The organism is Jezberella sp., from assembly GCF_964834465.1.
The window spans coordinates 83,646-105,303 of the sequence record NZ_CBAZRM010000008.1 but is presented as its reverse complement, the minus strand read 5'-3'; the positions used below and the strand labels follow the sequence as shown (position 1 = coordinate 105,303).

The following is a 21,658-nucleotide window of genomic DNA, read 5'->3' as shown; positions in this document are numbered from 1 at the left end:
TCCCCGAGTCGGCTTCACCTTAGCATGTCTAGGTTCGTTGGTTTCACCTATTTTTTTAGCCGTTTTCCCTAATATGCTGCGAAGATTGATCCTGTTGCCAGTTCTGCTGTTAAGCGGATGTCAGATGGTTGTGCTGAACCCCTCGGGTGACATTGCCAGTCAGCAAAGTCATTTGTTAGCCGTAGCGACTGGTTTGATGCTGATTATCGTGATCCCGGTCATCTGTATGACCGTCTTTTTCGCCTACCGTTATCGCGCCACCAATCAACAGGCGACCTATGCGCCAGACTGGGATCATTCAACCAGACTTGAGCTCGTGATCTGGGGCGGACCTCTGCTCATCATTATCGCGCTCGGGCTGGTCACCTGGATTACGACACATACGCTTGACCCGTATCGGCCACTCGACCGGATCAAAGCCAATCAACCCGTCGCAGCTAACGTCAGACCCATCACCGTCGAAGTGGTTGCGCTCGACTGGAAATGGCTTTTTATTTATCCCGACTTAGGCATTGCGACGGTCAATGAACTCGCTGCGCCTGTTGATGTGCCGATCACGTTCAAGATCACGGCCTCTACGGTAATGAATTCGTTTTACATCCCCGCACTGGCGGGGCAAATCTACGCGATGCCGTCCATGCAGACCAAACTGCACGCTGTGATCAATCACCCTGGGGTATACGACGGCTTTTCGGCGAACTATAGCGGCGCTGGGTTTTCTAAAATGCGCTTCAAGTTCAAAGGGATGGTACCTGGCGATTTTGACGCCTGGGTTGAATCGGTCAAAGCAACCAACGACAACCTCACGCAAGAGGCCTATCTCAGGCTAGAAAAACCGTCGATTGGCAATCCGGTCAAGCACTTCGGTACTGTCAGCCCAAGGCTATACGATGCGGTGATCAGCCGATCGATGGCCAATAACGATATATGTTTTGGGCCAACGACCCCTGCTGACAAGCAAGCGGTCGCTGCTGAGCGGGTTGCAGTGATATCGACATTGATGAAAGAGACACCAAATGGGCACTGATTTAAATTTGAGCCAACTCGTTTTCGGACGGTTGACACTCGATGCTATCCCCTATCACGAACCCATTCTCATCGTGACGTTTCTGGTGGTCGCGCTCGGTGGCGGGGTCATTTTTGGGCTGATGACCTACTTCAAGCAGTGGATACCGTTTTGGCGCAATTGGGTCACCAGCATTGATCATAAGAAAATCGGCATCATGTACGTGGTCATGGGTTTCGTGATGATGATACGAGGGGTTGCGGATGCGCTGATGATGCGGGCACAACAAGCCGTCTCATTCGGTGACTCAGCAGGCTTTCTACCGCCTCATCACTACGATCAGCTCTTCACCGTGCATGGCGTGATCATGATTTTTTTCGTGGCAATGCCTTTTGTCACTGGTCTGATGAACTACGTGGTCCCTTTGCAAATCGGCGCTCGTGACGTTGCCTTTCCGTTTCTGAATAACTTCAGCTTCTGGATGACGGCCAGCGGTGCGGCCCTGGTCATGGTGTCACTGTTTGTCGGTGAGTTTGCCAAAACTGGATGGCTAGCCTATCCCCCCCTGTCGGGGATCTTGGCAAGCCCGGACGTCGGGGTTGATTACTGGATCTGGTCATTGCAAATTGCGGGGGTCGGTACGCTCTTGTCGGGCATAAATCTCATCGTCACCATTGTGAAGATGAGAGCGCCTGGCATGAGGATGATGAAAATGCCGGTGTTCACGTGGACAGCGCTTTGCACTAACGTGTTGATTGTTGCTGCCTTTCCCGTGTTGACGGCGGTGCTCGCGATGCTGTCCATGGATCGTTATCTGGACACCAATTTTTTCACTAATAATCATGGTGGCAACGCCATGATGTACGTGAATTTGATTTGGATTTGGGGGCACCCCGAAGTATATATTTTGATCCTACCCATCTTTGGCGTTTTCTCTGAAGTGGTGTCGACGTTCAGCGGCAAACGATTGTTTGGCTATACCTCAATGGTGTACGCGACGGTGGTGATCACAATCTTGTCGTACCTTGTTTGGTTGCATCATTTTTTTACAATGGGCTCGGGGGCAAGCGTCAATTCGTTCTTCGGCATCACCACCATGATTATTTCTATCCCGACAGGTGCGAAGATCTTTAACTGGCTTTTCACCCTGTATCGCGGTCGAATTCGCTTCGAATTGCCCATGCTGTGGACGATCTCCTTCATGATCACCTTCGTGATCGGGGGCATGACGGGCGTACTTTTAGCGGTGCCTGCGGCAGATTTCGTCTTACACAACAGCCTTTTTCTGATTGCACATTTTCACAACGTCATTATTGGTGGTGTGGTGTTCGGGACGTTTGCCGGCATTACGTATTGGTTTCCCAAGGCCTTTGGGTACACCTTGAACCGCTTCTGGGGTCTGTGTTCGTTTTGGCTCTGGACAGTCGGCTTCTACCTGGCCTTTATGCCGCTATACGTCTTAGGCTTGATGGGGGTCACCAGACGGGTCAGTCATTTTGAAGATCCCTCATTGCAAATATGGCTCATCATCGCGGCAATCGGCGCCGTGATGATTTTCATGGGCATTATCTGCTTTGTTATCCAGATCGTTGTCAGCTATTTACAGCGCGAGGCAACCCGAGACGTCACGGGCGACCCTTGGGGTGGGCGCACGCTTGAGTGGTCGACCTCGTCACCACCACCCAACTATAACTTTGCCTTTACCCCCAGCGTTCATGAGCGCGACGCCTGGGCACACATGAAAGCAGCTGGTTACGTGCGACCTCAAACTGGATTTACCCCGATTCACATGCCGAAAAATACGGCAGCGGGTTTTGTGATTTCGAGCTTGAGCGCTCTTTGCGGGTTTGGCTTGATCTGGCACATGTGGCCACTGGTCATCCTGTCTTTCGTGACCCTGCTGGTCGCCATCATCCACCACACCTTTAATTACAACCGGGATTACTGCATCCCCGCGCAAATAGTGACGGACACCGAAGCAACGCGCACAACCCAAATGGTGAGTCATGTCTAATCAAGTTGAGGGATCAATAGCGTTGAATCCGATCGACCCATCGTCGCGATTTTACGTGATCGAGCACCATCCAGAAAACGGTTCAATGCTTGGCTTCTGGCTTTATCTGATGAGTGACTGCCTCGTCTTTGCCGTTCTGTTTGCCAGCTATGCCGTGCTGGGGCAAAACTACGCCATGGGGCCAACAGGTGCAGATCTTTTCGATCTATCGCTGGTAGCCCTGAATACTTCCCTGCTTTTGTTTTCGTCAATCACCTATGGGTTTGCCATGTTGGCAGCGAAAAAAAAGCGACTGCAGCGAACCATGCTTTGGCTTGGGTTAACCGGCCTCCTGGGATTAAGTTTTGTTGCTCTCGAGATCGGTGAATTTGTTCACCTTGTCCATGAGGGTGCCGGGCCACAACGCAGTGGCTTTCTCACCGCCTTCTTCGCCCTCGTGGGTACACATGGTCTGCACGTCACCTTTGGGATCATTTGGCTAGTGACCTTGGCCTTTCAATTGAAGCAACATGGCCTGACGCCAGAAAATAGCCGCCGTTTGATGTGTCTGTCTTTGTTTTGGCATTTTCTCGACGTGGTTTGGATTGGGGTTTTTACTTTCGTGTACCTAATGGGGTCACTCGCATGAGCGCTCACACAAGCAACAATCAGCAGCACCTTGGTCACGCGGACGCTCACCACCGCGCTGGTCAGCCTCATGAAGGAAGCCTATCTGATTACGTCAAAGGTTTCGTCCTTTCAGTGATCCTGACAGCCATCCCTTTTCTGTTGGTGATGGGCAAAATGATTTCGGATAAAAAAATTACCGTCGCCGTGGTGCTTGCCTTCGCTGCGCTTCAGGTCATCGTTCATATGCGCTATTTTCTGCATCTGACCGGTAAGGCAGAAGGCGGCTGGAAGATACTCTCGCTGATCTTCACCGTGACCCTACTGGTGATCATGTTCAGCGGCTCGGTTTGGGTGATGTACCATCTGGATACCAACATGATGCCGGCGTCCATGTCTTCCATGCGCAACATGCCTTAACACTCGGTGGCCAATCTTAAGCCCTTCACATCAACCGCCAAAAGAGTCCTGCTCTGGGGCGTCTTAGCGTTGGTAATTTTGACGCTCGTGGGGCTTGGTAGTTGGCAAATACAGCGCCAATTCTGGAAGACAGCGCTGATCGCTCAAGTCGACGAGCGGGTACATGCCAGACCAAGGCCCGTCCCTAGCTTTAATCAGTGGTCTGGGATAAACATGGCCAACTCGGCGTATCTGCGTGTCACCGCTTCTGGGGTGTTGCTTTATCAATACGCACGAGGGGTTCAGGCAGTCACCGTCCACGGGCCTGGCTTTTGGCTGATCATCCCCTTGAGGCAGATTGATGGGACGTTTGTCTACGTGAACCGAGGTTTCGTCGAACATCTGCCCGATTTGCGTCAGCTCTTGTCCGCAGACCAAGGCACAACGGTGACGGTGACTGGTCTGTTGCGGTTGAACGAGCCGCAGGGCGGCTTTTTGCGTAAAAATGATCCAGCCACCCAGCGCTGGTATTCTCGCGATGTTGTAGAAATGGCAAAGATCGATCGGTTAGCACCCAGCGCCCCGTTTTTTGTCGATATGCAGAGTATCCAGCTCTCCAATGATCTCCTGACGCCTTTCGCTGCAGATCCGCCAGTGATGGGGCTCACCGTCATTCAATTCTCAAACAATCACCTAATATATGCACTGACTTGGTACACCCTCGCAGCGTTGCTCGTCTATGGATGTTTTCATGTAAGTAGATCTAAAAAAGCAATCGAATCAGCTTGATCATCTTTGTGAGTCTACATTGCCCATGATGGAATTTGAAAGTTTCAAAGAAGTTGCAGACTACCGCAACATGCGGCAACTGATTCAGTTGCGTTGGTTCGCTGTGCTCGGGCAAATCACCACCATCCTTATCGTGACTTTCGGGATGAAGGTGACACTGCCCTTACCCTATATGCTCGAGGTGCTTGCGTTTCTGGTCGCGTTCAATCTTGCTTGTCAGCTTCGTTGGCATCACCATCAGTCGGTCAGTCGTGGAGAATTATTTTTCTCTCTGCTATTCGATGTGGTGACACTCAGCATGCAACTCTACTTTAGCGGCGGTGTCACTAACCCCTTTGTTTTTTTATTTTTGTTGCAAATCGTCCTGAGTGCGGTCTTGTTCGGTGCAGAGCTCACGCTCTTTGTACTAACGCTGTCCATTGTCTGTGTTGCTCTACTGGCGATTTATGCTGAACCGCTTCCAGCGCTTTTTACCGACAAACTGGATTTCTTTAATGTCAACGCACAGGGCATTCTCATCAGTTTTATACTGAATGCCATTTTGCTGGTGGTATTCATTCATCGTATTCAAAAGAACTTGCGTGATCGTGACCAAGAAATCAGCGCGCTCAATCAACGCACACTTGAAGAAAAGCATCTGATCCGTATGGCGCTTCTGACTTCAGGTGCTGCTCATGAACTTGGCACACCACTGGCAACCCTATCAGTGATTCTTGGCGACTGGCGTCGGCTTGCTGCGTTTGAGCAACAGCCAGAAGTTCAAGCAGATATCAGCGAAATGGAAGCACAAGTCAAACGATGCAAATCAATTTTGACCAGTATCCTGATGTCCGCAGGTGAAACGCGAGGCGAGTCGTCAGTCAAGATGAGCATCAAGAGCTTTCTGGATCAGATCGTGACAGAATGGAAGCTCACGCGTCGAACCGTCACCTTCGACTATGACAATTGTATCGACGAGCGGTTGATCGCCGTTTCAGACACCGCGATCAAACAGATGATCTTCAACATCTTGAACAACGCCCTCGATGCGTCACCTGCTTGGGTGAGATTCGAAGCGTTCGCGAGAGACAATTTTGTGCAGTTGATCGTCACGGATGCTGGGCCAGGGTTTGAGCCCGCAGTGCTTGGCCAGCTTGGGCAAATGTACCAATCAACCAAGGGGCAATCTGGTCGCGGGTTGGGGCTTTATTTAGTGATGAAAGTTGCCAATGAACTGGGCGGTTCGGTTGATGTTCGAAATCTAGCTGCAGGCGGTGCGCAAGTGACACTCAACCTGCCTCTCTCAGCCATCGAAGTGCGTTAAGCGATGCAAACCGCTCAAAATCGCTTGCTGTTTATCGTCGAAGATGACGCCATTTTTTCGCGAACTCTGGCGCGATCCTTCGAACGTCGCGGCTACAAAGTGATGGTGGCCGTTAACCTCGAAGACTTGCAGGTCTTGTTGCGACAACATACACCGCAATATGCGGTCGTTGATTTGAAGTTGAACGATCAAGCATCTGGCCTGGATTGTGTCAAAGCACTACATGCTCACGATCCTACCGTCTTGATCGTCGTCTTGACAGGATTTGCCAGCATCTCAACCGCCGTCGAGGCCATCAAACTCGGGGCTTGTCATTATCTCGCCAAACCCTCGAATACCGATGACATCGAAGCTGCTTTCAACCATGTTGCAGGACAGACAGAAATCAAGCTCGCCACTCAGTCGACTTCCATCAAGACACTTGAATGGGAGCACATCCACGAAGTGCTTGCTCAAACGGGATTCAATATCTCAGAGGCAGCCAGACGTCTAGGCATGCATCGCCGCACGCTTGCACGGAAAATTGAGAAAAGGCGAGTTCGTTGATTCTCATGAAAAAAGCCCGCTCAAAGCGGGCTTTTTTGATGGAACAACGAGCGCTTAGGCAGCGGTACGACGAGTGCGAGCAGTCGTTTTCACGGCTTCAGCAGCTTGATTAGCAACTTTGAAAGACGCTGATGCAGCGTCTGACAAATTCTTTTCAGCAACTGCGCCAGCTTGCTTGGCAGCTTTCGTCATCGCTTCAAAAGCATCCGTTGCTTGTGCCAGTGACGATTTGATGATGGCAACCGCACCCTCGGCACCTGTCGGTGCATGCTTGGCCATCTGCTCAACGGCTTCGTGAATATTTTTTTGACCAGTTGCAATGTGAGCTTCACTCAATTTGCTCAGGTCGGCTTGAACGCCAGTCACGATGTCATAAATGTGCTTGCTGTAAGCCATGGCTTTTTCTGTTGCTGGCTGTGCAAACGCCGAAGTCATTGCAACGGCTTGCTGAGGATCTTTGATTGCGATCACTTCAGCTGACTTTTCTGACACTTCGTCAAGCGACGCTTTCATCGCTTTCAGGTTCAAGTCGACCAGCTTCTCGAAACCGGTAAACAAAGTGGTTTGAGCAGAGATCATCGCCTCAAGGGCTGCTTTGTGACTATCTAAAAATTGCTGAGGAATTTGGGACATTTGGGACTCCGGATGGTGAAAGGTTGAATACGTCAAAATACAATGCGTGAATCACAGTGAATACGACTTCAAATACCTTTGTTGCACTGCACAATTCAATTATAAAGCCATCGGGCAGAAATTCAAGCTTTTTTTGTTGCGTTGCAACACAAATGTCACAAATCATCAATTGCTGTTGATTTTAAAGAAAAAAATATAAAAACCCAAGCACTCGACTGTGTTGGCAAACCACCATTTGTGGATATTAAGGCCTAAAAGCCGCTTTATTATCAGCTTTTAAGAGAGACTGCTGATGGCAAAATAATTTTTAATATCAATTCATGTTGGCGTACATCAGTGAAAACACAATCTCAAAAAATTAATGATGGGTACCGCCCTCTTCAATATGCCCTTCTGTGGTTACTGTGCCTGTTCACGGTCGGCCATGCCGTCAGCGCCGAGCACCCAGATACTTACCCCAGTAGACCCGTGAGAATCATTGTCGGTTTCTTACCAGGTGGGGGGTCTGATTTTATGGCACGCTTCGTTGCAAAAAAATTGACTGAAAAACTAGGCCAATCTTTCTTCGTCGACAACCGCCCCGGGGCTGGGGGTAACGTAGGGGCAGAAATTGCCCTAACGTCGGCCAATGATGGTTACACCTTGCTGCTCGCTGCCAACAGTTATTCGGTGAACGCTAGCCTTTACAGTCTGCCATTTAACGCGGCCGAAGACATCAGCCCGATCGCGGTGCTGGCCAGTGGTTCTCTCATTATCGCGGTGAATCCAGAGACTGGCTTTAAGACATTGGCTGACGTCGTGACGTTTGCTAAAAATAACCCAGGCAAGCTCAGCTTTGCCTCGGCTGGCAATGGCAGTGTGACGCATGTGGCGACCGAACAATTGATGACAGCCGCTGGCATAGAAATGTTGCATGTCCCGTATAAAGGCACGTCGCCCGCCTTAGCTGATGCCGTGAGCGGTCAGGTTCAGTTGATTTTGGGCGAAGCTGGATCCACCTTGCCTTATATTGAGTCGGGCAAATTAACGGCACTGGCCGTCACGACTGCGACCAGACTCGATACGCTTAAAGATATACCCACCGTAGCAGAAGCAGGCTACCCCGGGTTTAGCGTCAGTGTTTGGCATGGTTTGATCGGGCCACAAGGGATGCCTGCCCCAATTGTTGATAAGCTCAATCGGGCGATTCGCGAGGTGCTCAACGACAGCCAGACTAAAGCGCAGTTCGCCTCCATGGGATTGACGCCCACGCCTGAATCACCAGCTGCATTCGCCAAACTGATTTCCGATGAGGTCAAGCGCTGGGGAAAACTGATCAAAGAGCGGCATCTCGCGTCGCGCTAACATGAGTGAGCGCTAGCGTCGCTCTGCCTCTGGCTCGTAGCCAAGCGACACAGATATTTCTTTAGCAGTCGCCACAAGGTGGGGAATCCATTCATTTTGCAGGCGGTCAGTGGGTGCTGAAATGGAGAGCCCTGCAACCAAGCGCCCCGTATCGTCGTGAATGCCAGCAGCGATACAGCGCACCCCCAGTTCTAGCTCTTCATTGTCTCGGGCAAACCCCAGCCGTTTGACCGACGCGAGATCTTGCTCAAGCTTGGTTGCATCCGTCAGGCTATTCATGGTGCTGCCTACCAACCCTGTGCGCGATACGTAAGCACGCAGTGCTCTTGCATCGATTGAGCACAAAAACAACTTTCCCGTTGAGGTTAAGTGCAGCGGTGCCCTGCCGCCAATGGCCCTCACGACTTGCATCCCGGAGCGCTCACTCCAAGCACGATCCACGTAGACAATTTCATCGCCCTGACGCACCGATAAATTCACAGTCTGTCCGGTTAGCTCATGCAACGAGCGCATCGCACCAAGCGCAGCTGTCCTGACATCTAAACGGCCTTTCACTAATGAGCCCAGCTCGAGCAATCGCATCCCCAGCTGGTAAGTCCCATTATCGACCCGTTCAACATATCGACCCAACACCAAGTCACTCAAAATCCGATGTGCGGTTGATGGATGCAGACCAGTCGCCATAGAGAGATCCTTCAGGCTGACAGGATCTGCTGTTTTTGCCAGTACATCGAGCACTCGCGTGGCTCTGTCCAGTACTTGTATCGTCATCCCAACCTGCCCGGTGGAGACCGAAGATTGATTCATGTTGACGGGCAACCGAGTCGGCATCAACGAGAACCGCTCAGTGCGTCAGAGACGGCGCTGGGTTGCTCGGATTTTCGATCCGAGCACCCAAACGAATCGCCTCGGCTCGCAAAAATTCAAGTGCCAGTGCGGCAACCGCGGGCGGCCCTTTGACGCCAAGTTCAATATGCGGTTGTCCGCCCGCCTCACCAACCGTTGGCAAACTAAAAGCTTTCACCTCTGGCCATTGAGCCTGCAGTGACTCCATGGCAGGGGTAATACGCGATTCGGGAATCGAGTAGGCAATGAACGATTGCTCTGCATGTTGGGTGGCATGATGCAAATGCGGGTAGCGGTGGTCCAACGTCCATTCAAGCATGGGCCAGGCCATCACGGGGAACCCCGGCACAAACGTATGATTTCGAATATAAAACCCCGGGATTCGGTTGTACGGATTAGCAACCGTCTCGCAACCCACTGGGAAAAACCCCATTTGCAAGCGTTGCTGATTCTCTGGGGTGCTCATATCGGCACTGCCCTGACCTTTAGCCGCCATCTCTGCACACCGCAGCGTGATCTGTTGTTCGGCATCGGGATGCAAAACAAGCGGCACCTGCAAGGCTGCAGCCGCTGCTTGACGCGTGTGATCATCAGGGGTGGCACCTATTCCACCGCAGCTCAACACAATATCATCGGAGGCAAAACTACGGCGCAATGCTGTGGTGAGTAATTCTCTGTCATCCGAGAGGATTTGCACCCAGTCGAGTTGCAAGCCACGCGCACCGAGCAGCTCGATCACTTTAGGCAAATGCTTATCCTGGCGTCGACCAGACAAAATTTCGTCGCCCACAACGATCAAGCCGATTCGTTTTTTTTGAGGTGCTGCAGACATGATGGATTCCAGTGGCAAAATAGCAATCAATAAACAGCGATATGATAGTCAAACAACCAGTTTTGCGCCTGACATGACTTTGTACTTTCCCGGTTCTTCCGAACTTTCAACTCGATTAAAAGATAGCGATCATATGATGGTCGTCTGCTTCTGCGCGGCCTGGTGCGACACCTGCCAACAGTATCAACCGAAACTCGACCAGTTATCGCAACAATTTCCACAGATCAGTTTTGTCTGGGCTGATATTGAAGACTATCCAGAGTTAATGGGTGACGAAGATATAGAAAACTTTCCGACGCTGCTGATCGCTCAGGCGCAGCAGACGCGCTTTGCGGGCACCATTCTGCCGCATATCGGTCATCTTGAAAGGCTCTTGCAAGCGATGCAAGTGAGCGACGGCGCGCAAGCCACCGCCCTACCGGATGTCCGCAGCCTCTTGATCAGTCTGTCATCTATCAACTCAACGAAGGCCTGAAGAACGGCTAAAGATCAGGTTTTTTTGACACCACCCAGCAACAAACCAACAGGCCTTTTAGGGATCGGCAACCCCGCTCTCACCGAGGGATTTGAGGTGGTGACTGATCGCTCACTGGCTGACTTGGTCGGTTCATAGGGTTTGAGAAAGAATTCGTCGATCGGGGGTTGCTTGGCTGTGTATCGACTTGGCCGCTCATTGCGGGCACCCCGATCACGACGAGAATCTTCCTGACTCAACTTTGTCGCTGCCGCCTTCACTGAACCAGGTATCTGCAAGGTCTCTCGAACAATGGTCGCTTTAATCAATTTCTCGATATCGATCAAAAACTTTTCTTCACCTGGTGCATAAAAGGCAATTGCTTCTCCCTTGGCACCCGCACGCCCCGTTCGACCAATGCGGTGCACATAATCTTCAGCGCTATGCGGCAAATCATAATTAATGACGCAAGGGACACCCGCCACGTCCAAGCCCCGAGCCGCGACATCGGTAGCTACCAGCACCTCGAGCTCACCACTCTTAAAGGCCTCAAGCGCTTTCATTCTATCGGCTTGAGTCTTGTCACCGTGGATCGATTCAGCCCGAACGCCGTCCAATTCAAGTTGGCGAGCCAAGCGACTCGTCCCGATTTTTGTGTTCGAGAAAACGATCACTTGCTTCAAACCGCGCGATTTGACGAGATGAACAACAGCAGCCCGCTTTTCATCAGCCGGGATGGCATAAGCAATTTGGGTGACCGTATCGGCTGTCGCGTTGCGCTTGGCAACCTCGATTTCAATCGGTGAATTCAGGTAGGTACGGCCAAGTTTGCGGATTTCATTGCTGAATGTTGCCGAGAACAATAAGGTTTGGCGTTGTTCTGGCAGCAATCTGATAATGCGCTCAAGATCGGGCAAGAAACCCATATCGAGCATTCGATCCGCCTCATCCAACACCAGGATACCGACTTGCCCCAGATTCACGTTTTTTTGTTCAACATGATCCAGTAACCGGCCTGGGGTGGCGATCAAGACCTCACAGCCATTGCGCAGCGCTTCTTTTTGCGGACCAATATCTACCCCACCAAACACCACCGCAGCCCTCAGGGGGGATTGCGCACCGTAGCGCTTCACGCTCTCGAATACCTGGTCAGCCAATTCGCGCGTTGGCGTCAAAATCAGTGCACGCACAGGATGTCTGGCAGGTGATGCACTGGTATTGGCCAGCGGCATCAGCCGGTGAAGAATCGGCAAGGTGAAAGCTGCCGTCTTACCCGTACCAGTCTGAGCAGCGCCCATGACATCCTGGCCAGCCATAATGTGCGGTAACGCTTGTGCTTGAATCGGCGTTGGCGTGGTGTAACCTGTATTTGCAACCGCTTGAAGCAGAGAAGGATGCAACCCGATTTCGGCAAAAGTAGCGGTAATCGATGCAGGGGTTTCTGAGGTTTGAATATTTGAAGTCATTGAATTATTTAAGAAATCTTGCCTCAGTGTAACCCACTAACCCATCCATGTACGTAATAACCATAATGCCAGGGTTCCCCCAACGATCACCACCACGGCATTGCGAGTGAGCCTAAAAAGCAAGATAGCCACTAAAGCAGCGACCAACTTCGGGTCAAAAACAGGCCCTTGACCCGCCACCCAGGGCAACACCTCAGGCACAATGATCGCAACCAACCCAGCACCGGGTGCATATTTCAAAGCGCGTCGAACGCGGTCTGGTAGAGGCATGTGATGACCAAAAAGCCAATAGCTCGCCCGGGTCACTACCACCGACAACATCAACAGCACCAAGGCAATCGAGAGGTACCAAAAATCGTCGTGGCTGGTCATGTTGGATCGCCCTTCACCGAGGCAGACTCCGCCCACATCCCGCCGGCGATACCGGCAAGCACAGCGAACAATAGGCCAAGTTTCAAAGGCAATGGTTGCCCTACCCAGGCAACGGTGCCGGCACAAAGCACCGAAACGACCAAGGGCTTGGTTTTAACCATTGGCAAAACCATCGCCAACAACGCAAGGGTGGCAGAGAACTCAAGCGACCATGAGCTTGGGACGAGCGTACCCAGCGCAATGCCGATCAGTGAGGTGATCTGCCAAAGCAACCACGAGACGGCAGCTGAGGCAAAATAGAACCACCGTTGCTCACTTGTCCCGATTTCTCGGCTGTCCGCAAAAGTAGACATAAAAGCGACAAAACAGATGTCAACGGTCAGATAGCCTAAGAACAAGCGTTTGATCCAGGACATCTGATGAAAAAAGGGATGCAAGGCCGCCCCAAAAATCAGAAACCTCAAATTCACAATACAACCAATGGCAAAGATCAACCAAAGAGGTGCCCCTGCGGCGATCAGGGGAAGCGAGGTCAATTGCGCAGAACCACCGTACACCAGCAGCGTCATAGCGACCGCGGCTTTTTCGGTAAGCCCTGACTTAACCATGGCAACCCCGGTCACAATGCCCCACACTGACAAGGCAACAAAGCCCGTTTGAGTTGCACGCAAGCCGCTCAGCAACGCCGCTTTGCGTTGCGCATTGTGCCTATCTGTTTGAAAGTCCACCGTCGCCGTCAGTTCATCGATTAAATTGTCACAATTGTAGACTCGCCCCTTGTTACAATCGGACACGAATTTTTTTATTTGTTTATCACCTTTCAGATTGGGACAAAAAATGGCACAGTCAGGCTCCGCAGATTCGACCATAGCGGCACCCACCTTGGTCGGGGCAGAAGATCTTCCCCTCCATTGTCCTACTTCAAGTACGCCAGTCTGGAACATGCACCCCCGCGTATTTCTCGACATTCTCGACACCGGCTCGGCGCAATGCCCTTATTGCGGTACACACTATCAACTCAAGCCCGGTGTCTCAGCCGGGCACGGTCATTAAGCCAACCGATGCCTGTCATGTTCGCCACCGCTGAAGAGGCAGAGCTCGCTTTCTATGATGCCCTTGAACGAGCTGATTTGACCCGACTCATGCAAGTTTGGGCCGATGACGAAGAGATCGTCTGTGTCCACCCGGGGGGCCTGAGAGTGATTGGTCATCATGCTGTCAATGAATCGTTTCAAGAGATACTTGCAGCGGGTGGGCTGCATATCCGGCCAGCGCGAACGATGGTTGTTCACAGCATGATGAGCGCCGTTCACTCACTGATCGAACAGGTCACTGTTCAAGGCCCCCAGAGTACTGAAGTCGCCAACTGCTATGCCACCAATGTGTTTCACAAAGGCCCTACCGGCTGGCGTCTTGTCATCCATCACGCATCAGCTGCACCTGCTCAGGCCAACGCGCTTGATTTACACGACATTCCGGGTCTGCTGCATTAAGCGCAGTCCGCTGACTTGACGAGTGGCTGCCACCTTAGACACCTCGCCCTGCCCTGTGCCCGCTTGGTTACCAGAGGCGCATAGCCAGACGATCTACGGCGCGCTCTGTGCGCCGTACGCCATGGTCAGTTTCAATCGAGAGCGCGTCGATACGCCCGATGGGGATTTTATCGATTTCGATTGGGCTTTCAACGCACAAAGCGCCACGCGACCAACGCACGCCTTATTGATCTTGCACGGACTCGAAGGCAGCAGCCGCAGTCGTTACGTGCAGGCCATGACACAGCATTTCAGATCAAAAAACTGGTTGATCGTGATCGCTCACTTTCGAGGCTGCTCAGGCACGCCCAATCGGTTGGCACGCGCCTATCACTCTGGCGACACTGCAGAAGTCGACTTCATCCTGCAGACAGTCAGAGCAAAGCATCCTCAACTGACCTGGCATGCGGCCGGCATTTCTTTAGGGGGTAATGCCTTACTCAAGTACCTCGGTGAATACGGCACCACGTCAGCGTTGGTCAAAGCTGCTTGTGCCATTTCTGTACCCGTTGATTTGCTTGCCTCCGGCAATCAACTGTCAGACCATTTTTTCAATCGCGAGGTCTACACCCGCTTTTTTCTGCATGCGCTGAAACCCAAAGTGTTGGCCAAAGCGCAACGATTTCCCGGGCAGATCGACCTCGCGCGTGTCTCTCGAGCTAGAACCTTGCGAGACTTTGATGACGCTTACACAGCACCGATGCACGGTTTTCGAGATGCTGAAGATTATTGGATCAAAGCGTCGAGTAAGCCTTGGCTGAAGAAAATCGAGATACCTACGCTGTTACTGAACGCACGCAATGACCCGTTTTGGCCTGAAGCATCCTTGCCTGGGTCACAGGAAGCATCAGATCATGTGACCTTACATTACCCGGCACAAGGTGGACATGCAGGCTTTGTGACGGGTCAGTTCCCAGGCAATCTCAATTGGCTGCCAGAGAGAGTTTGGCGCTTTTTTGCGTCAACAAGATAACCCCAGTTTGCGACTCAAGATTTAACCCTCAAGATTTAAACCGCTCAAGCATGCGGCGCTCTTCTGTCATCTGCTCTCGAATTTTCTGTACGTTGACGTCAATTTGTGATTGCTCGTAGAAGTCACTCGACAGGGTTCTAGCCTCTTGCAGTTGATTGACTGCGGCGGCTAACGCACCTGTCAATCGATAGTAATTCGCCAAGTTCTCCCTCGACGCAATGGGTAACCCAAGGCGCCCTTGTGCTTTGCCAAGTGACTCGTATAGCCAAGGCACTTGCTTCGGCCAGCGCTGGATGTATTGCGCCAACAGGTCGACAAGTTCTCGATCTCTTTTTGAAACTTCGTACGACTTGACCAATCGCTTAACCAGCGCCAGTTGATCAGGCCATTTTTTGACCGCTGCCTGTGCTGTATTTAATGCACTGGTGACGTCGCCTTTGGCCAAATCAATATCAATGCGCTGCGCGCTCAAAAAGGCAGACGCCACCGTGTTGGTTTGGGCTGCCAGCAGATACTGCTCTGCCATCGAGTAGTTCTTACGCTGCAACGCAAAAAGCGACAACCCCAGCTGCGCTGCAGACCGACTCGCCCCACCCCCCGTTCTTACCTCTTCTTGAAACTGCTCATTAGCAAGGATAGCAACTTTAGCGTCGCTCGACTGAATGACTCTCATCTTGGCCCGAACGTACCAGTAATCTGATGAACTTTGATTGGGCACAGGTTTCATTAATCGAACCCGGTTTTGCATATCCGTCATGCGCTGGATACTGAGCGGATGAGTACTGGCAAAAACGCCACCGCGCACACTTTCGTTGAGCGAGGCTGCGTTCATCATGCCAGCGAACATCCGCACCATGCCGTTGGGATCATAGCCAGCCTGAATCAGCATATCAAAACCGATGCGATCGGCCTCTTGTTCAGCTTCTCTAGAAAAGCCCAGCTGCTGATCAAGGGCGGCAGCCTGACCAAACAGGGCAATGCCCGCTGCGGCATTACCACCGGCGTGTGCAAGCGCAGCCAACACAGCAGCGGCAATCGAGGCGAGGGCAATGGTATTGCTTTGCTTTTGCTGGGTCAGGCCGCGAGCCATATGGCGTTGAACCACGTGCGCCGTTTCATGGGCGAGTACACCGGCCAACTCGGCTTCTGATTTGGTCGACACGACCAGACCACTATTAACACCGATAAAACCACCAGGCATCGCAAACGCGTTGATGACGGGATCTCTGACCCCAAACACCTCAAGTTCAGGCCCGCCCGGCGGCGCAAAAGCCACCAAGCGGTGTGCCACATCATTCAAATATTGGTTAATGGCGGGATCATCAATAAAATCAGGGTCGCGTCGTCCTTCGACCATGATGGCTTCACCCAGCTTTCGCTCAACGACTGGCGACAGTTCATCCGCAGACGCTGCGCCGAGCGATGGTGCCCCCGAGGGCTGTGCGTGCGAGGTCAACAACGACAAGGCGCAGAAAACGCTCAGCAAAAGCTGGGTTGGTCTGATCTGACGGACCCGAGCTCCACGATCATGAAACATAAAAGCTGTGTACATTCACGTATGATAACTTTCTAGTGAATTTGTTCCGATCTCTTTTTGAATGACAGCCCAGGAAAATAAATTATGCGCCCGGTTCGTAAAGCAGTCTTTCCCGTCGCCGGTATGGGGACTCGTTTCCTGCCAGCCACCAAGGCCATGCCTAAAGAAATGCTGCCCGTCGTCGATAAACCTTTGATTCAATACGCGGTTGAAGAAGCCGTCGCCGCCGGGATCACCGACTTGATCTTTGTCACAGGGCGAAACAAACGAGCCATTGAAGACCATTTCGACTCAAATCCAGAGCTTGAGGCAGAACTGGATAAAAAAGGCAAAGACGCGTTACTGTCAATTGTTCGCAACATTCTGCCATCGAACGTTAACTGCATTTATATCCGCCAATCAGCTCCTTTGGGGCTAGGTCACGCAGTACTCACCGCCGCCCCTATTGTCGGTGACGAGCCTTTTGCGGTGATTTTGGCAGATGACTTACTCGACGCCGATCGTCCGGTTATCGGCCAGCTTATTGATGCAGCGTTGAACAATCAGGGCAGCGTTCTGGGGGTTCAAGAAGTCCCGCCGGCGGACACGGATAAGTACGGGATTGTGGCGACTGAACGCGTTGACGATCGCACGGAGCGGGTTTTGCACATTGTCGAAAAGCCCAAACCTCAGGTTGCCCCCTCCACCCTGGCGGTTGTGGGTCGTTACGTCCTTGATCCCAGAATTTTTGCGCACTTGCGTCAAACGCAACCCGGCGCAGGCGGAGAGATTCAATTGACAGACGGGATCGCTTCGCTCATGAATGAAAAGCCAGTCTTTGCGCATCGCTATGAGGGCGAACGTTATGACTGCGGCAACAAAGAAGGCATGTTTGCTGCGACCGTAGCCTTGGGCCGAAAGTATCACGGATTAAAAGTCTGATCCTACGACCTCGCCCCGGCTTCAGGGGCTTTTGTTTTTAACACCCCAGCGCAACTTGGCAGACAATGTCATCAAATTGCGCAAAGCCACCATGAGCCCGATGACCTCTGTCATCGCGGCTGGGATCCACATGGTCAAGCCACCAATCATTTGATCGGTCTGGGCCGTCATGGCGATTGCTCGGCCACATAAATCAAACAGAGGATAAAGGTCTCGTTCGGTGAACGCGATAACCGCGCCAGCAACCATTTGGGGGGCCATCGTCAAAATGGGTGAAATGACGCGCCCGCCTGGTGACATCGCAGCGGGTGGACACGGCCTGCGATCCAGAATGAGGTTCCAGTACAAAAACCCGGTGATCACCACTGACCAATTCATCAGGCGATACAAGCGCCAATCCAGCATCGAAAAAAACTGTACTGAAGGCACCAGCCAGATCACGACCAACAAAACAAACAAGGTCGGAATAAGGATAGGATTGGTCAACAGACCAGACATCAAACACCCCACCCGTAACTGGTTAAAGCGACTTAACCTGACCCGCCACGCGAGCGGCAGACCTGACCGCAACACAGACCCAGGATAGGCAGCCATGATCAACAAAGGGCCGGCGTGATGCAAGACCAGATGTTGCACGCGATGCATGAAAAACATCCGCTCGGCATAATAATCGAGCATCGTGTGTAACGAGAGATAAAGGGCCGTCCAACCGACCCAGAAGAAAGCTTGACGCGCGGTGCTGACACGATGGACGCGAGCCCCGCGAATGAACAGCAATGCGCTGACGATAAACAGCATCACCAGCGTCGGTGAGAACTCCCAGGGGACAAGCCAACCCAGAAAATTTTTCAAGCGAAGCCCTTACGAGAATGCGACGACGTTAATCAGGGTTCAGATTGAAACCGTCCAACCACCCGAGCATATCCCAGACGTAGATCACAATCATCGCAATACCAAACATCAGCAACACGGTGCCAATTAATAGTGTAAAGGCAGCCACGAGTACGGGCCCCCAGCGACTAGGCTGTTCGCGCACAAGACCGGCATTGAACTTTGCATCAAACCGTTCATCGCTCATGAGGCACCAGACAACCGCTTCAATAAAGCCATCAAGCGTGGGGATGAACAACAAAAAGAACGCGGGATTTTCATACCACCGTGGCTGCACGCCCGCGACCACCATCAATGCCAGCGCGACCACTGTGACCAGCCAGGCATAAGGACGTTTTAGGTACCACCAATGCGCACCGACACACCCCAGCAGCGCGGCCAGTAAACCCACCGTCACCTTGTGGCGAAAGGGCTGCGTCGTCGTGGTGGAAACGTGCTCGGATCGGATGTTAGACATATTGCTTCAAGAGTCTATGAATTGCCATGATTGTAGTGTGTCGTCGGGGTGCGTGAAGGCAGCATGTCCCAGCCAAGTGGGTAACACAGACTAAAATACAAGCATGGATATTAAAAACGCTCAGGTAACGATTATTGGCGGGGGGCCCACCGGCAGTGCGCTCGCGCTCATGCTTGCAAAAGTATGTCGATCTCCTGAACAAATTACCCTGATTCAAGCCGATGCGATCACACACTATGGGATCGACCCGGCCAATGACCCACGGGTATTGGCGATCAACCACGGCAGCAAAGTGTTACTTGAATCCCTTCGTGCATGGTGTACCGACTCGGTTGCCATCGAACATATTCATGTCTCTCAACAAGGTTTCTTTGGCCGTACCCTGATTGATCGAGCAGATTTCGACGTCGCACAATTGGGCTGTGTGGTGAGCTATGCGGGTTTGCACGCAGCGTTGGGGCAAGCCGTCAAAGCCAGTGGTGTCCACCTGCTGCGAGGCCACGCGGGCCATGTGGTGCAGCAAGACCAAGACGGTGTGGACATTACCTACGGAAACCAATCGCTTCGCACGCAACTCGCAATACAAGCAGACGGGATTGCGCAAGCCGATGTGACGCGCCATTACTCGCAGGCAGCCATCATCGCCTATGCGCGCGCGAGTCAGCCCAGAAAAGGATGGGCTTTCGAGCGCTTCACCAATGAGGGGCCCCTGGCCGTATTACCTCACCCCCACTCCCCTGAGCAGCAAGCCGTGGTCTGGTGTTGTTCTCCCGAACGGGCAGCTGAATTAAAAGGCCAAAGCGCTGAACATTTTTCGCAAGCGCTGACGCAGACCTTCGGATCCAGACTTGGGCTCTTGCGCGTAGAGGCACCCGTCAGCGTTTTTCCGTTGACCTTGAACATGAAACAGCGGTTGGTTGACGGACGCTGTGTGGTCGTGGGCAATGCCGCACAAACGATGCATCCCGTTGCAGGCCAAGGGCTAAATTTGGGTCTAAGGGATGCCGCCGTGCTGGCTCGCTATTTGGCCGGTTGGTTGAGTGGATCGGCCACGTCCTTTGCGACAGCCTTAGCTCAATTCGAACAAGACAGAAAGGTAGACCGCAACTTGACCGTGCGCATGACAGACACCATGTCACGATTTTTTGCGACGCAAAACCCCTGGCCCCATCACTTGGCTGGCTTGGGTTTGCTCGCGCTTGATGTGTTGCCGTCGATCCGAAAGCCGTTAGCGAGACATCTGTTGCAGGGCCTCAGGCTCTAAGCTGCCAGGTAATGCACACGATGCAGATCGGTCAATGGTCTCTTGCCAATAACGTCTTCGCGGCCCCGATGGCTGGGGTCACCGACCGGCCCTACCGTCAACTTTGCAAGCGTCTCGGGGCAGGCTACGCAGTGTCCGAGATGGCGGCGAGCAACCCTCAGTTATGGGCGAGCGTCAAATCGTCACGCCGCCTGAATCACGACGGCGAAAGCGAACCCATTTCGGTGCAGATCGCCGGCGCAGACCCCGGCATGATGGCGCAAGCCGCTGTCTTCAATATCGGCAAGGGTGCCAAAATCATCGACATCAACATGGGATGTCCCGTTAAAAAAGTGTGCAACGTTGCCTCAGGCTCTGCGCTGCTTCGACATGAGCATCTCGTGGCGAAAATTCTCGAAACGGTCGTTGCTGCATGCCACCCCCTCGGTATCCCTGTCACCTTAAAAACACGAACAGGCTGGAGTCGTGACGAACGCAATGCACTCATCATCGCGAGACTTGCCCAAGACTGCGGCATCAGCGCCCTAACGCTGCACGGCCGAACCCGAGCTGATATGTACGAGGGACAAGCTGAGTATGACACCATCAAAGCCGTCAAAGCCGAGATTTCTATCCCCGTGATTGCGAACGGCGATATCGACAGCCCACAGAAAGCCCGTGACGTGCTCGACTACACGGGTGCAGATGCCGTCATGATTGGCAGGGCCGCGCTGGGCAAGCCTTGGCTGTTCAGAGAAGTCGCGCATTACTTAGCCACGGGTGAAACACTCGCTGGGCCCAGCTGGCCCGAAATCACCGATCTGCTGCTGAATCACCTGGATGATCATTACCGTTTCTATGGCGAGCGAACCGGTGTTCGAACCGCACGCAAACATATTGGCTGGTACCTGAGCAACCTACCCAACGCAAAACCAATCGTCGATCAAATCAACTTAATCGATTCGACGGTGGATCAGCATCGGGTTTTGCAACAATGGCTTATACAACAAGAAAGCGCCCAGCAGAAAACCATCACAACATGAGAAAACGCCAAACACGATTGAAACTATCCGAATAAACTATTCGTTCTTTGCGAATAGACAGCTACATGCACGATGGGCATCCCAGATATTGGGGATAATGACATTCACCGCCATAAGTACGACCTCATTTCACACGCCGCTACTGACGATTCATGATAAAAAAGAAGAACAACCTCGCTGATAGCGTCAGAGCGCATTTGAATCAATATCTGATTGATCTAGATGACGCTGACCCAGTCAATATGTACGACATGGTGATCACTTGTGTAGAAAAGCCCTTGCTCGAAGTCGTCATGCTCAGAGCAGAAGGCAACCAATCCCGTGCGGCCGACATGCTTAGTATTACTCGTTCAACGCTTCGAAAAAAGCTCATTGCCCACGGTTTGCTGTAACCCAAAGACCAGTCATACGGCTGCCCACCGACATTATTTAAACTTAGCACCCAGTCCTG

General features: G+C 52.3%; 25 protein-coding genes. 16 read left to right on the top strand and 9 right to left on the bottom strand.

Going from position 1 to position 21,658, the window contains the following annotated elements; all coding sequences use genetic code 11:
• The first annotated feature begins 73 nt into the window (after positions 1-73).
• The 7 genes from cyoA to AC1W8Y_RS07875 are packed head-to-tail and all read left to right on the top strand — an operon-like array spanning position 74 to position 6,663.
• Positions 74-1,027 carry a ubiquinol oxidase subunit II gene (gene cyoA / locus AC1W8Y_RS07905; protein WP_482013926.1) on the top strand — a complete coding sequence of 318 codons (954 nt, stop codon included), beginning with the start codon at positions 74-76 and terminating at the stop codon, positions 1,025-1,027.
• Positions 1,017-3,020, top strand: a complete 2,004-nt coding sequence (gene cyoB / locus AC1W8Y_RS07900; protein ID WP_482013925.1) for a cytochrome o ubiquinol oxidase subunit I — start codon at positions 1,017-1,019, stop codon at positions 3,018-3,020. Before cyoA ends, cyoB begins: the two co-directional genes overlap by 11 nt.
• Positions 3,013-3,648: a cytochrome o ubiquinol oxidase subunit III gene (gene cyoC, locus AC1W8Y_RS07895; RefSeq protein ID WP_482013924.1), complete on the top strand. Its 636-nt coding sequence runs from the start codon at positions 3,013-3,015 to the stop codon at positions 3,646-3,648. Before cyoB ends, cyoC begins: the two co-directional genes overlap by 8 nt.
• Positions 3,645-4,046, top strand: coding sequence for a cytochrome o ubiquinol oxidase subunit IV (gene cyoD / locus AC1W8Y_RS07890; protein WP_482013923.1), 402 nt, complete (start codon positions 3,645-3,647; stop codon positions 4,044-4,046). Before cyoC ends, cyoD begins: the two co-directional genes overlap by 4 nt.
• Positions 4,047-4,052: 6 nt before the next feature.
• Complete coding sequence (locus AC1W8Y_RS07885) at positions 4,053-4,814, top strand: SURF1 family protein (protein WP_482013922.1); 762 nt, start codon at positions 4,053-4,055, stop codon at positions 4,812-4,814.
• 25 nt (positions 4,815-4,839) lie between these two features.
• Positions 4,840-6,117, top strand: a complete 1,278-nt coding sequence (locus AC1W8Y_RS07880; protein ID WP_482013921.1) for an ATP-binding protein — start codon at positions 4,840-4,842, stop codon at positions 6,115-6,117.
• A gap of 3 nt (positions 6,118-6,120) precedes the next feature.
• Complete coding sequence (locus AC1W8Y_RS07875) at positions 6,121-6,663, top strand: response regulator transcription factor (protein ID WP_482013920.1); 543 nt, start codon at positions 6,121-6,123, stop codon at positions 6,661-6,663.
• A 54-nt stretch (positions 6,664-6,717) separates the two neighbouring features.
• Here AC1W8Y_RS07875 and AC1W8Y_RS07870 read toward each other — a convergent pair whose 3' ends face one another.
• Positions 6,718-7,296, bottom strand: a complete 579-nt coding sequence (locus tag AC1W8Y_RS07870) for a phasin family protein (RefSeq protein WP_482013919.1) — start codon at positions 7,294-7,296, stop codon at positions 6,718-6,720.
• 336 nt (positions 7,297-7,632) lie between these two features.
• Between AC1W8Y_RS07870 and AC1W8Y_RS07865 the strand changes: the two genes are divergently transcribed.
• Positions 7,633-8,640, top strand: a complete 1,008-nt coding sequence (locus tag AC1W8Y_RS07865) for a tripartite tricarboxylate transporter substrate binding protein (protein WP_482013918.1) — start codon at positions 7,633-7,635, stop codon at positions 8,638-8,640.
• A gap of 12 nt (positions 8,641-8,652) precedes the next feature.
• Here the strand turns inward: AC1W8Y_RS07865 and AC1W8Y_RS07860 are convergent, their stop codons facing one another.
• Positions 8,653-9,471 (bottom strand): IclR family transcriptional regulator, encoded by an 819-nt coding sequence (locus tag AC1W8Y_RS07860; RefSeq protein ID WP_482013917.1) that lies wholly within the window; start codon positions 9,469-9,471, stop codon positions 8,653-8,655.
• 13 nt (positions 9,472-9,484) lie between these two features.
• A complete protein-coding gene (locus tag AC1W8Y_RS07855) occupies positions 9,485-10,318 on the bottom strand; it encodes a competence/damage-inducible protein A (protein ID WP_482013916.1) in 834 nt (277 codons plus the stop codon).
• 73 nt (positions 10,319-10,391) lie between these two features.
• Here AC1W8Y_RS07855 and AC1W8Y_RS07850 point away from each other — a divergent pair, with 73 nt between their 5' ends.
• Positions 10,392-10,793: a thioredoxin family protein gene (locus AC1W8Y_RS07850; protein ID WP_482013994.1), complete on the top strand. Its 402-nt coding sequence runs from the start codon at positions 10,392-10,394 to the stop codon at positions 10,791-10,793.
• 14 nt (positions 10,794-10,807) lie between these two features.
• Here the strand turns inward: AC1W8Y_RS07850 and AC1W8Y_RS07845 are convergent, their stop codons facing one another.
• Genes AC1W8Y_RS07845 through AC1W8Y_RS07835 form a run of 3 tightly spaced genes read right to left on the bottom strand, consistent with a single transcriptional unit; the run spans position 10,808 to position 13,293 of the window.
• The gene (locus AC1W8Y_RS07845) at positions 10,808-12,238 is read right to left on the bottom strand and encodes a DEAD/DEAH box helicase (RefSeq protein WP_482013915.1); all 1,431 of its coding nucleotides are present in this window, start codon (positions 12,236-12,238) and stop codon (positions 10,808-10,810) included.
• 36 nt (positions 12,239-12,274) lie between these two features.
• A complete protein-coding gene (locus tag AC1W8Y_RS07840) occupies positions 12,275-12,610 on the bottom strand; it encodes an AzlD domain-containing protein (protein ID WP_482013914.1) in 336 nt (111 codons plus the stop codon).
• Positions 12,607-13,293, bottom strand: a complete 687-nt coding sequence (locus AC1W8Y_RS07835) for an AzlC family ABC transporter permease (RefSeq protein ID WP_482013993.1) — start codon at positions 13,291-13,293, stop codon at positions 12,607-12,609. Before AC1W8Y_RS07835 ends, AC1W8Y_RS07840 begins: the two co-directional genes overlap by 4 nt.
• Before the next feature lie 154 nt (positions 13,294-13,447).
• On the opposite strand from AC1W8Y_RS07835, the gene AC1W8Y_RS07830 reads away from it, so the two are divergent.
• From AC1W8Y_RS07830 to AC1W8Y_RS07820, 3 genes are read left to right on the top strand one after another with little or no spacing between them, the layout of a single operon-like run.
• The gene (locus AC1W8Y_RS07830) at positions 13,448-13,663 is read left to right on the top strand and encodes a zinc-finger domain-containing protein (protein ID WP_482013913.1); all 216 of its coding nucleotides are present in this window, start codon (positions 13,448-13,450) and stop codon (positions 13,661-13,663) included.
• A 17-nt stretch (positions 13,664-13,680) separates the two neighbouring features.
• On the top strand, positions 13,681-14,103 hold the full coding sequence (locus AC1W8Y_RS07825) for a YybH family protein (RefSeq protein ID WP_482013992.1): 423 nt from the start codon (positions 13,681-13,683) through the stop codon (positions 14,101-14,103).
• A 22-nt stretch (positions 14,104-14,125) separates the two neighbouring features.
• Positions 14,126-15,115 carry a YheT family hydrolase gene (locus tag AC1W8Y_RS07820; protein WP_482013912.1) on the top strand — a complete coding sequence of 330 codons (990 nt, stop codon included), beginning with the start codon at positions 14,126-14,128 and terminating at the stop codon, positions 15,113-15,115.
• Positions 15,116-15,143: 28 nt separating this feature from the next.
• Here the strand turns inward: AC1W8Y_RS07820 and AC1W8Y_RS07815 are convergent, their stop codons facing one another.
• Entirely contained in the window at positions 15,144-16,667 is a 1,524-nt protein-coding gene (locus AC1W8Y_RS07815; RefSeq protein ID WP_482013911.1) for a M48 family metalloprotease, read from the bottom strand.
• Between the two features lie 69 nt (positions 16,668-16,736).
• Between AC1W8Y_RS07815 and galU the strand changes: the two genes are divergently transcribed.
• Entirely contained in the window at positions 16,737-17,573 is an 837-nt protein-coding gene (galU, locus tag AC1W8Y_RS07810; protein WP_482013910.1) for a UTP--glucose-1-phosphate uridylyltransferase GalU, read from the top strand.
• 21 nt (positions 17,574-17,594) lie between these two features.
• Here galU and AC1W8Y_RS07805 read toward each other — a convergent pair whose 3' ends face one another.
• Both AC1W8Y_RS07805 and AC1W8Y_RS07800 read right to left on the bottom strand, forming a co-directional pair.
• Positions 17,595-18,371: a cytochrome c oxidase assembly protein gene (locus tag AC1W8Y_RS07805; protein WP_482013991.1), complete on the bottom strand. Its 777-nt coding sequence runs from the start codon at positions 18,369-18,371 to the stop codon at positions 17,595-17,597.
• 82 nt (positions 18,372-18,453) lie between these two features.
• Positions 18,454-18,921, bottom strand: coding sequence for a TM2 domain-containing protein (locus AC1W8Y_RS07800; protein ID WP_482013909.1), 468 nt, complete (start codon positions 18,919-18,921; stop codon positions 18,454-18,456).
• 103 nt (positions 18,922-19,024) lie between these two features.
• Here AC1W8Y_RS07800 and AC1W8Y_RS07795 point away from each other — a divergent pair, with 103 nt between their 5' ends.
• The 3 genes from AC1W8Y_RS07795 (at position 19,025) to AC1W8Y_RS07785 (ending at position 21,599) form a co-directional block, all read left to right on the top strand.
• Positions 19,025-20,185, top strand: coding sequence for an FAD-dependent monooxygenase (locus AC1W8Y_RS07795; protein ID WP_482013908.1), 1,161 nt, complete (start codon positions 19,025-19,027; stop codon positions 20,183-20,185).
• Positions 20,186-20,205: 20 nt separating this feature from the next.
• Positions 20,206-21,207 carry a tRNA dihydrouridine synthase DusB gene (gene dusB, locus AC1W8Y_RS07790; protein WP_482013907.1) on the top strand — a complete coding sequence of 334 codons (1,002 nt, stop codon included), beginning with the start codon at positions 20,206-20,208 and terminating at the stop codon, positions 21,205-21,207.
• A gap of 152 nt (positions 21,208-21,359) precedes the next feature.
• Entirely contained in the window at positions 21,360-21,599 is a 240-nt protein-coding gene (locus AC1W8Y_RS07785) for a helix-turn-helix domain-containing protein (RefSeq protein ID WP_482013906.1), read from the top strand.
• Positions 21,600-21,658 lie beyond the last annotated feature (59 nt).

Excerpts from the sequence above, each read along its gene's own strand:
- AC1W8Y_RS07830 (WP_482013913.1), top strand. The coding sequence starts at position 13,448 with ATGGCACAGTCAGGCTCCGCAGATTCGACCATAGCGGCACCCACCTTG.
- AC1W8Y_RS07875 (WP_482013920.1), top strand. The coding sequence starts at position 6,121 with ATGCAAACCGCTCAAAATCGCTTGCTGTTTATCGTCGAAGATGACGCC.
- cyoC (WP_482013924.1), top strand. The coding sequence starts at position 3,013 with ATGTCTAATCAAGTTGAGGGATCAATAGCGTTGAATCCGATCGACCCA.
- cyoA (WP_482013926.1), top strand. The coding sequence starts at position 74 with ATGCTGCGAAGATTGATCCTGTTGCCAGTTCTGCTGTTAAGCGGATGT.
- AC1W8Y_RS07850 (WP_482013994.1), top strand. The coding sequence starts at position 10,392 with ATGACTTTGTACTTTCCCGGTTCTTCCGAACTTTCAACTCGATTAAAA.
- AC1W8Y_RS07800 (WP_482013909.1), bottom strand. The coding sequence starts at position 18,921 with ATGTCTAACATCCGATCCGAGCACGTTTCCACCACGACGACGCAGCCC.
- AC1W8Y_RS07785 (WP_482013906.1), top strand. The coding sequence starts at position 21,360 with ATGATAAAAAAGAAGAACAACCTCGCTGATAGCGTCAGAGCGCATTTG.
- AC1W8Y_RS07860 (WP_482013917.1), bottom strand. The coding sequence starts at position 9,471 with ATGCCGACTCGGTTGCCCGTCAACATGAATCAATCTTCGGTCTCCACC.
- AC1W8Y_RS07845 (WP_482013915.1), bottom strand. The coding sequence starts at position 12,238 with ATGACTTCAAATATTCAAACCTCAGAAACCCCTGCATCGATTACCGCT.
- AC1W8Y_RS07855 (WP_482013916.1), bottom strand. The coding sequence starts at position 10,318 with ATGTCTGCAGCACCTCAAAAAAAACGAATCGGCTTGATCGTTGTGGGC.
- AC1W8Y_RS07870 (WP_482013919.1), bottom strand. The coding sequence starts at position 7,296 with ATGTCCCAAATTCCTCAGCAATTTTTAGATAGTCACAAAGCAGCCCTT.
- dusB (WP_482013907.1), top strand. The coding sequence starts at position 20,206 with ATGCAGATCGGTCAATGGTCTCTTGCCAATAACGTCTTCGCGGCCCCG.
- cyoD (WP_482013923.1), top strand. The coding sequence starts at position 3,645 with ATGAGCGCTCACACAAGCAACAATCAGCAGCACCTTGGTCACGCGGAC.
- AC1W8Y_RS07840 (WP_482013914.1), bottom strand. The coding sequence starts at position 12,610 with ATGACCAGCCACGACGATTTTTGGTACCTCTCGATTGCCTTGGTGCTG.
- AC1W8Y_RS07815 (WP_482013911.1), bottom strand. The coding sequence starts at position 16,667 with ATGTACACAGCTTTTATGTTTCATGATCGTGGAGCTCGGGTCCGTCAG.
- AC1W8Y_RS07825 (WP_482013992.1), top strand. The coding sequence starts at position 13,681 with ATGTTCGCCACCGCTGAAGAGGCAGAGCTCGCTTTCTATGATGCCCTT.
- cyoB (WP_482013925.1), top strand. The coding sequence starts at position 1,017 with ATGGGCACTGATTTAAATTTGAGCCAACTCGTTTTCGGACGGTTGACA.
- galU (WP_482013910.1), top strand. The coding sequence starts at position 16,737 with ATGCGCCCGGTTCGTAAAGCAGTCTTTCCCGTCGCCGGTATGGGGACT.
- AC1W8Y_RS07795 (WP_482013908.1), top strand. The coding sequence starts at position 19,025 with ATGGATATTAAAAACGCTCAGGTAACGATTATTGGCGGGGGGCCCACC.
- AC1W8Y_RS07805 (WP_482013991.1), bottom strand. The coding sequence starts at position 18,371 with ATGCTGTTTATCGTCAGCGCATTGCTGTTCATTCGCGGGGCTCGCGTC.
- AC1W8Y_RS07880 (WP_482013921.1), top strand. The coding sequence starts at position 4,840 with ATGATGGAATTTGAAAGTTTCAAAGAAGTTGCAGACTACCGCAACATG.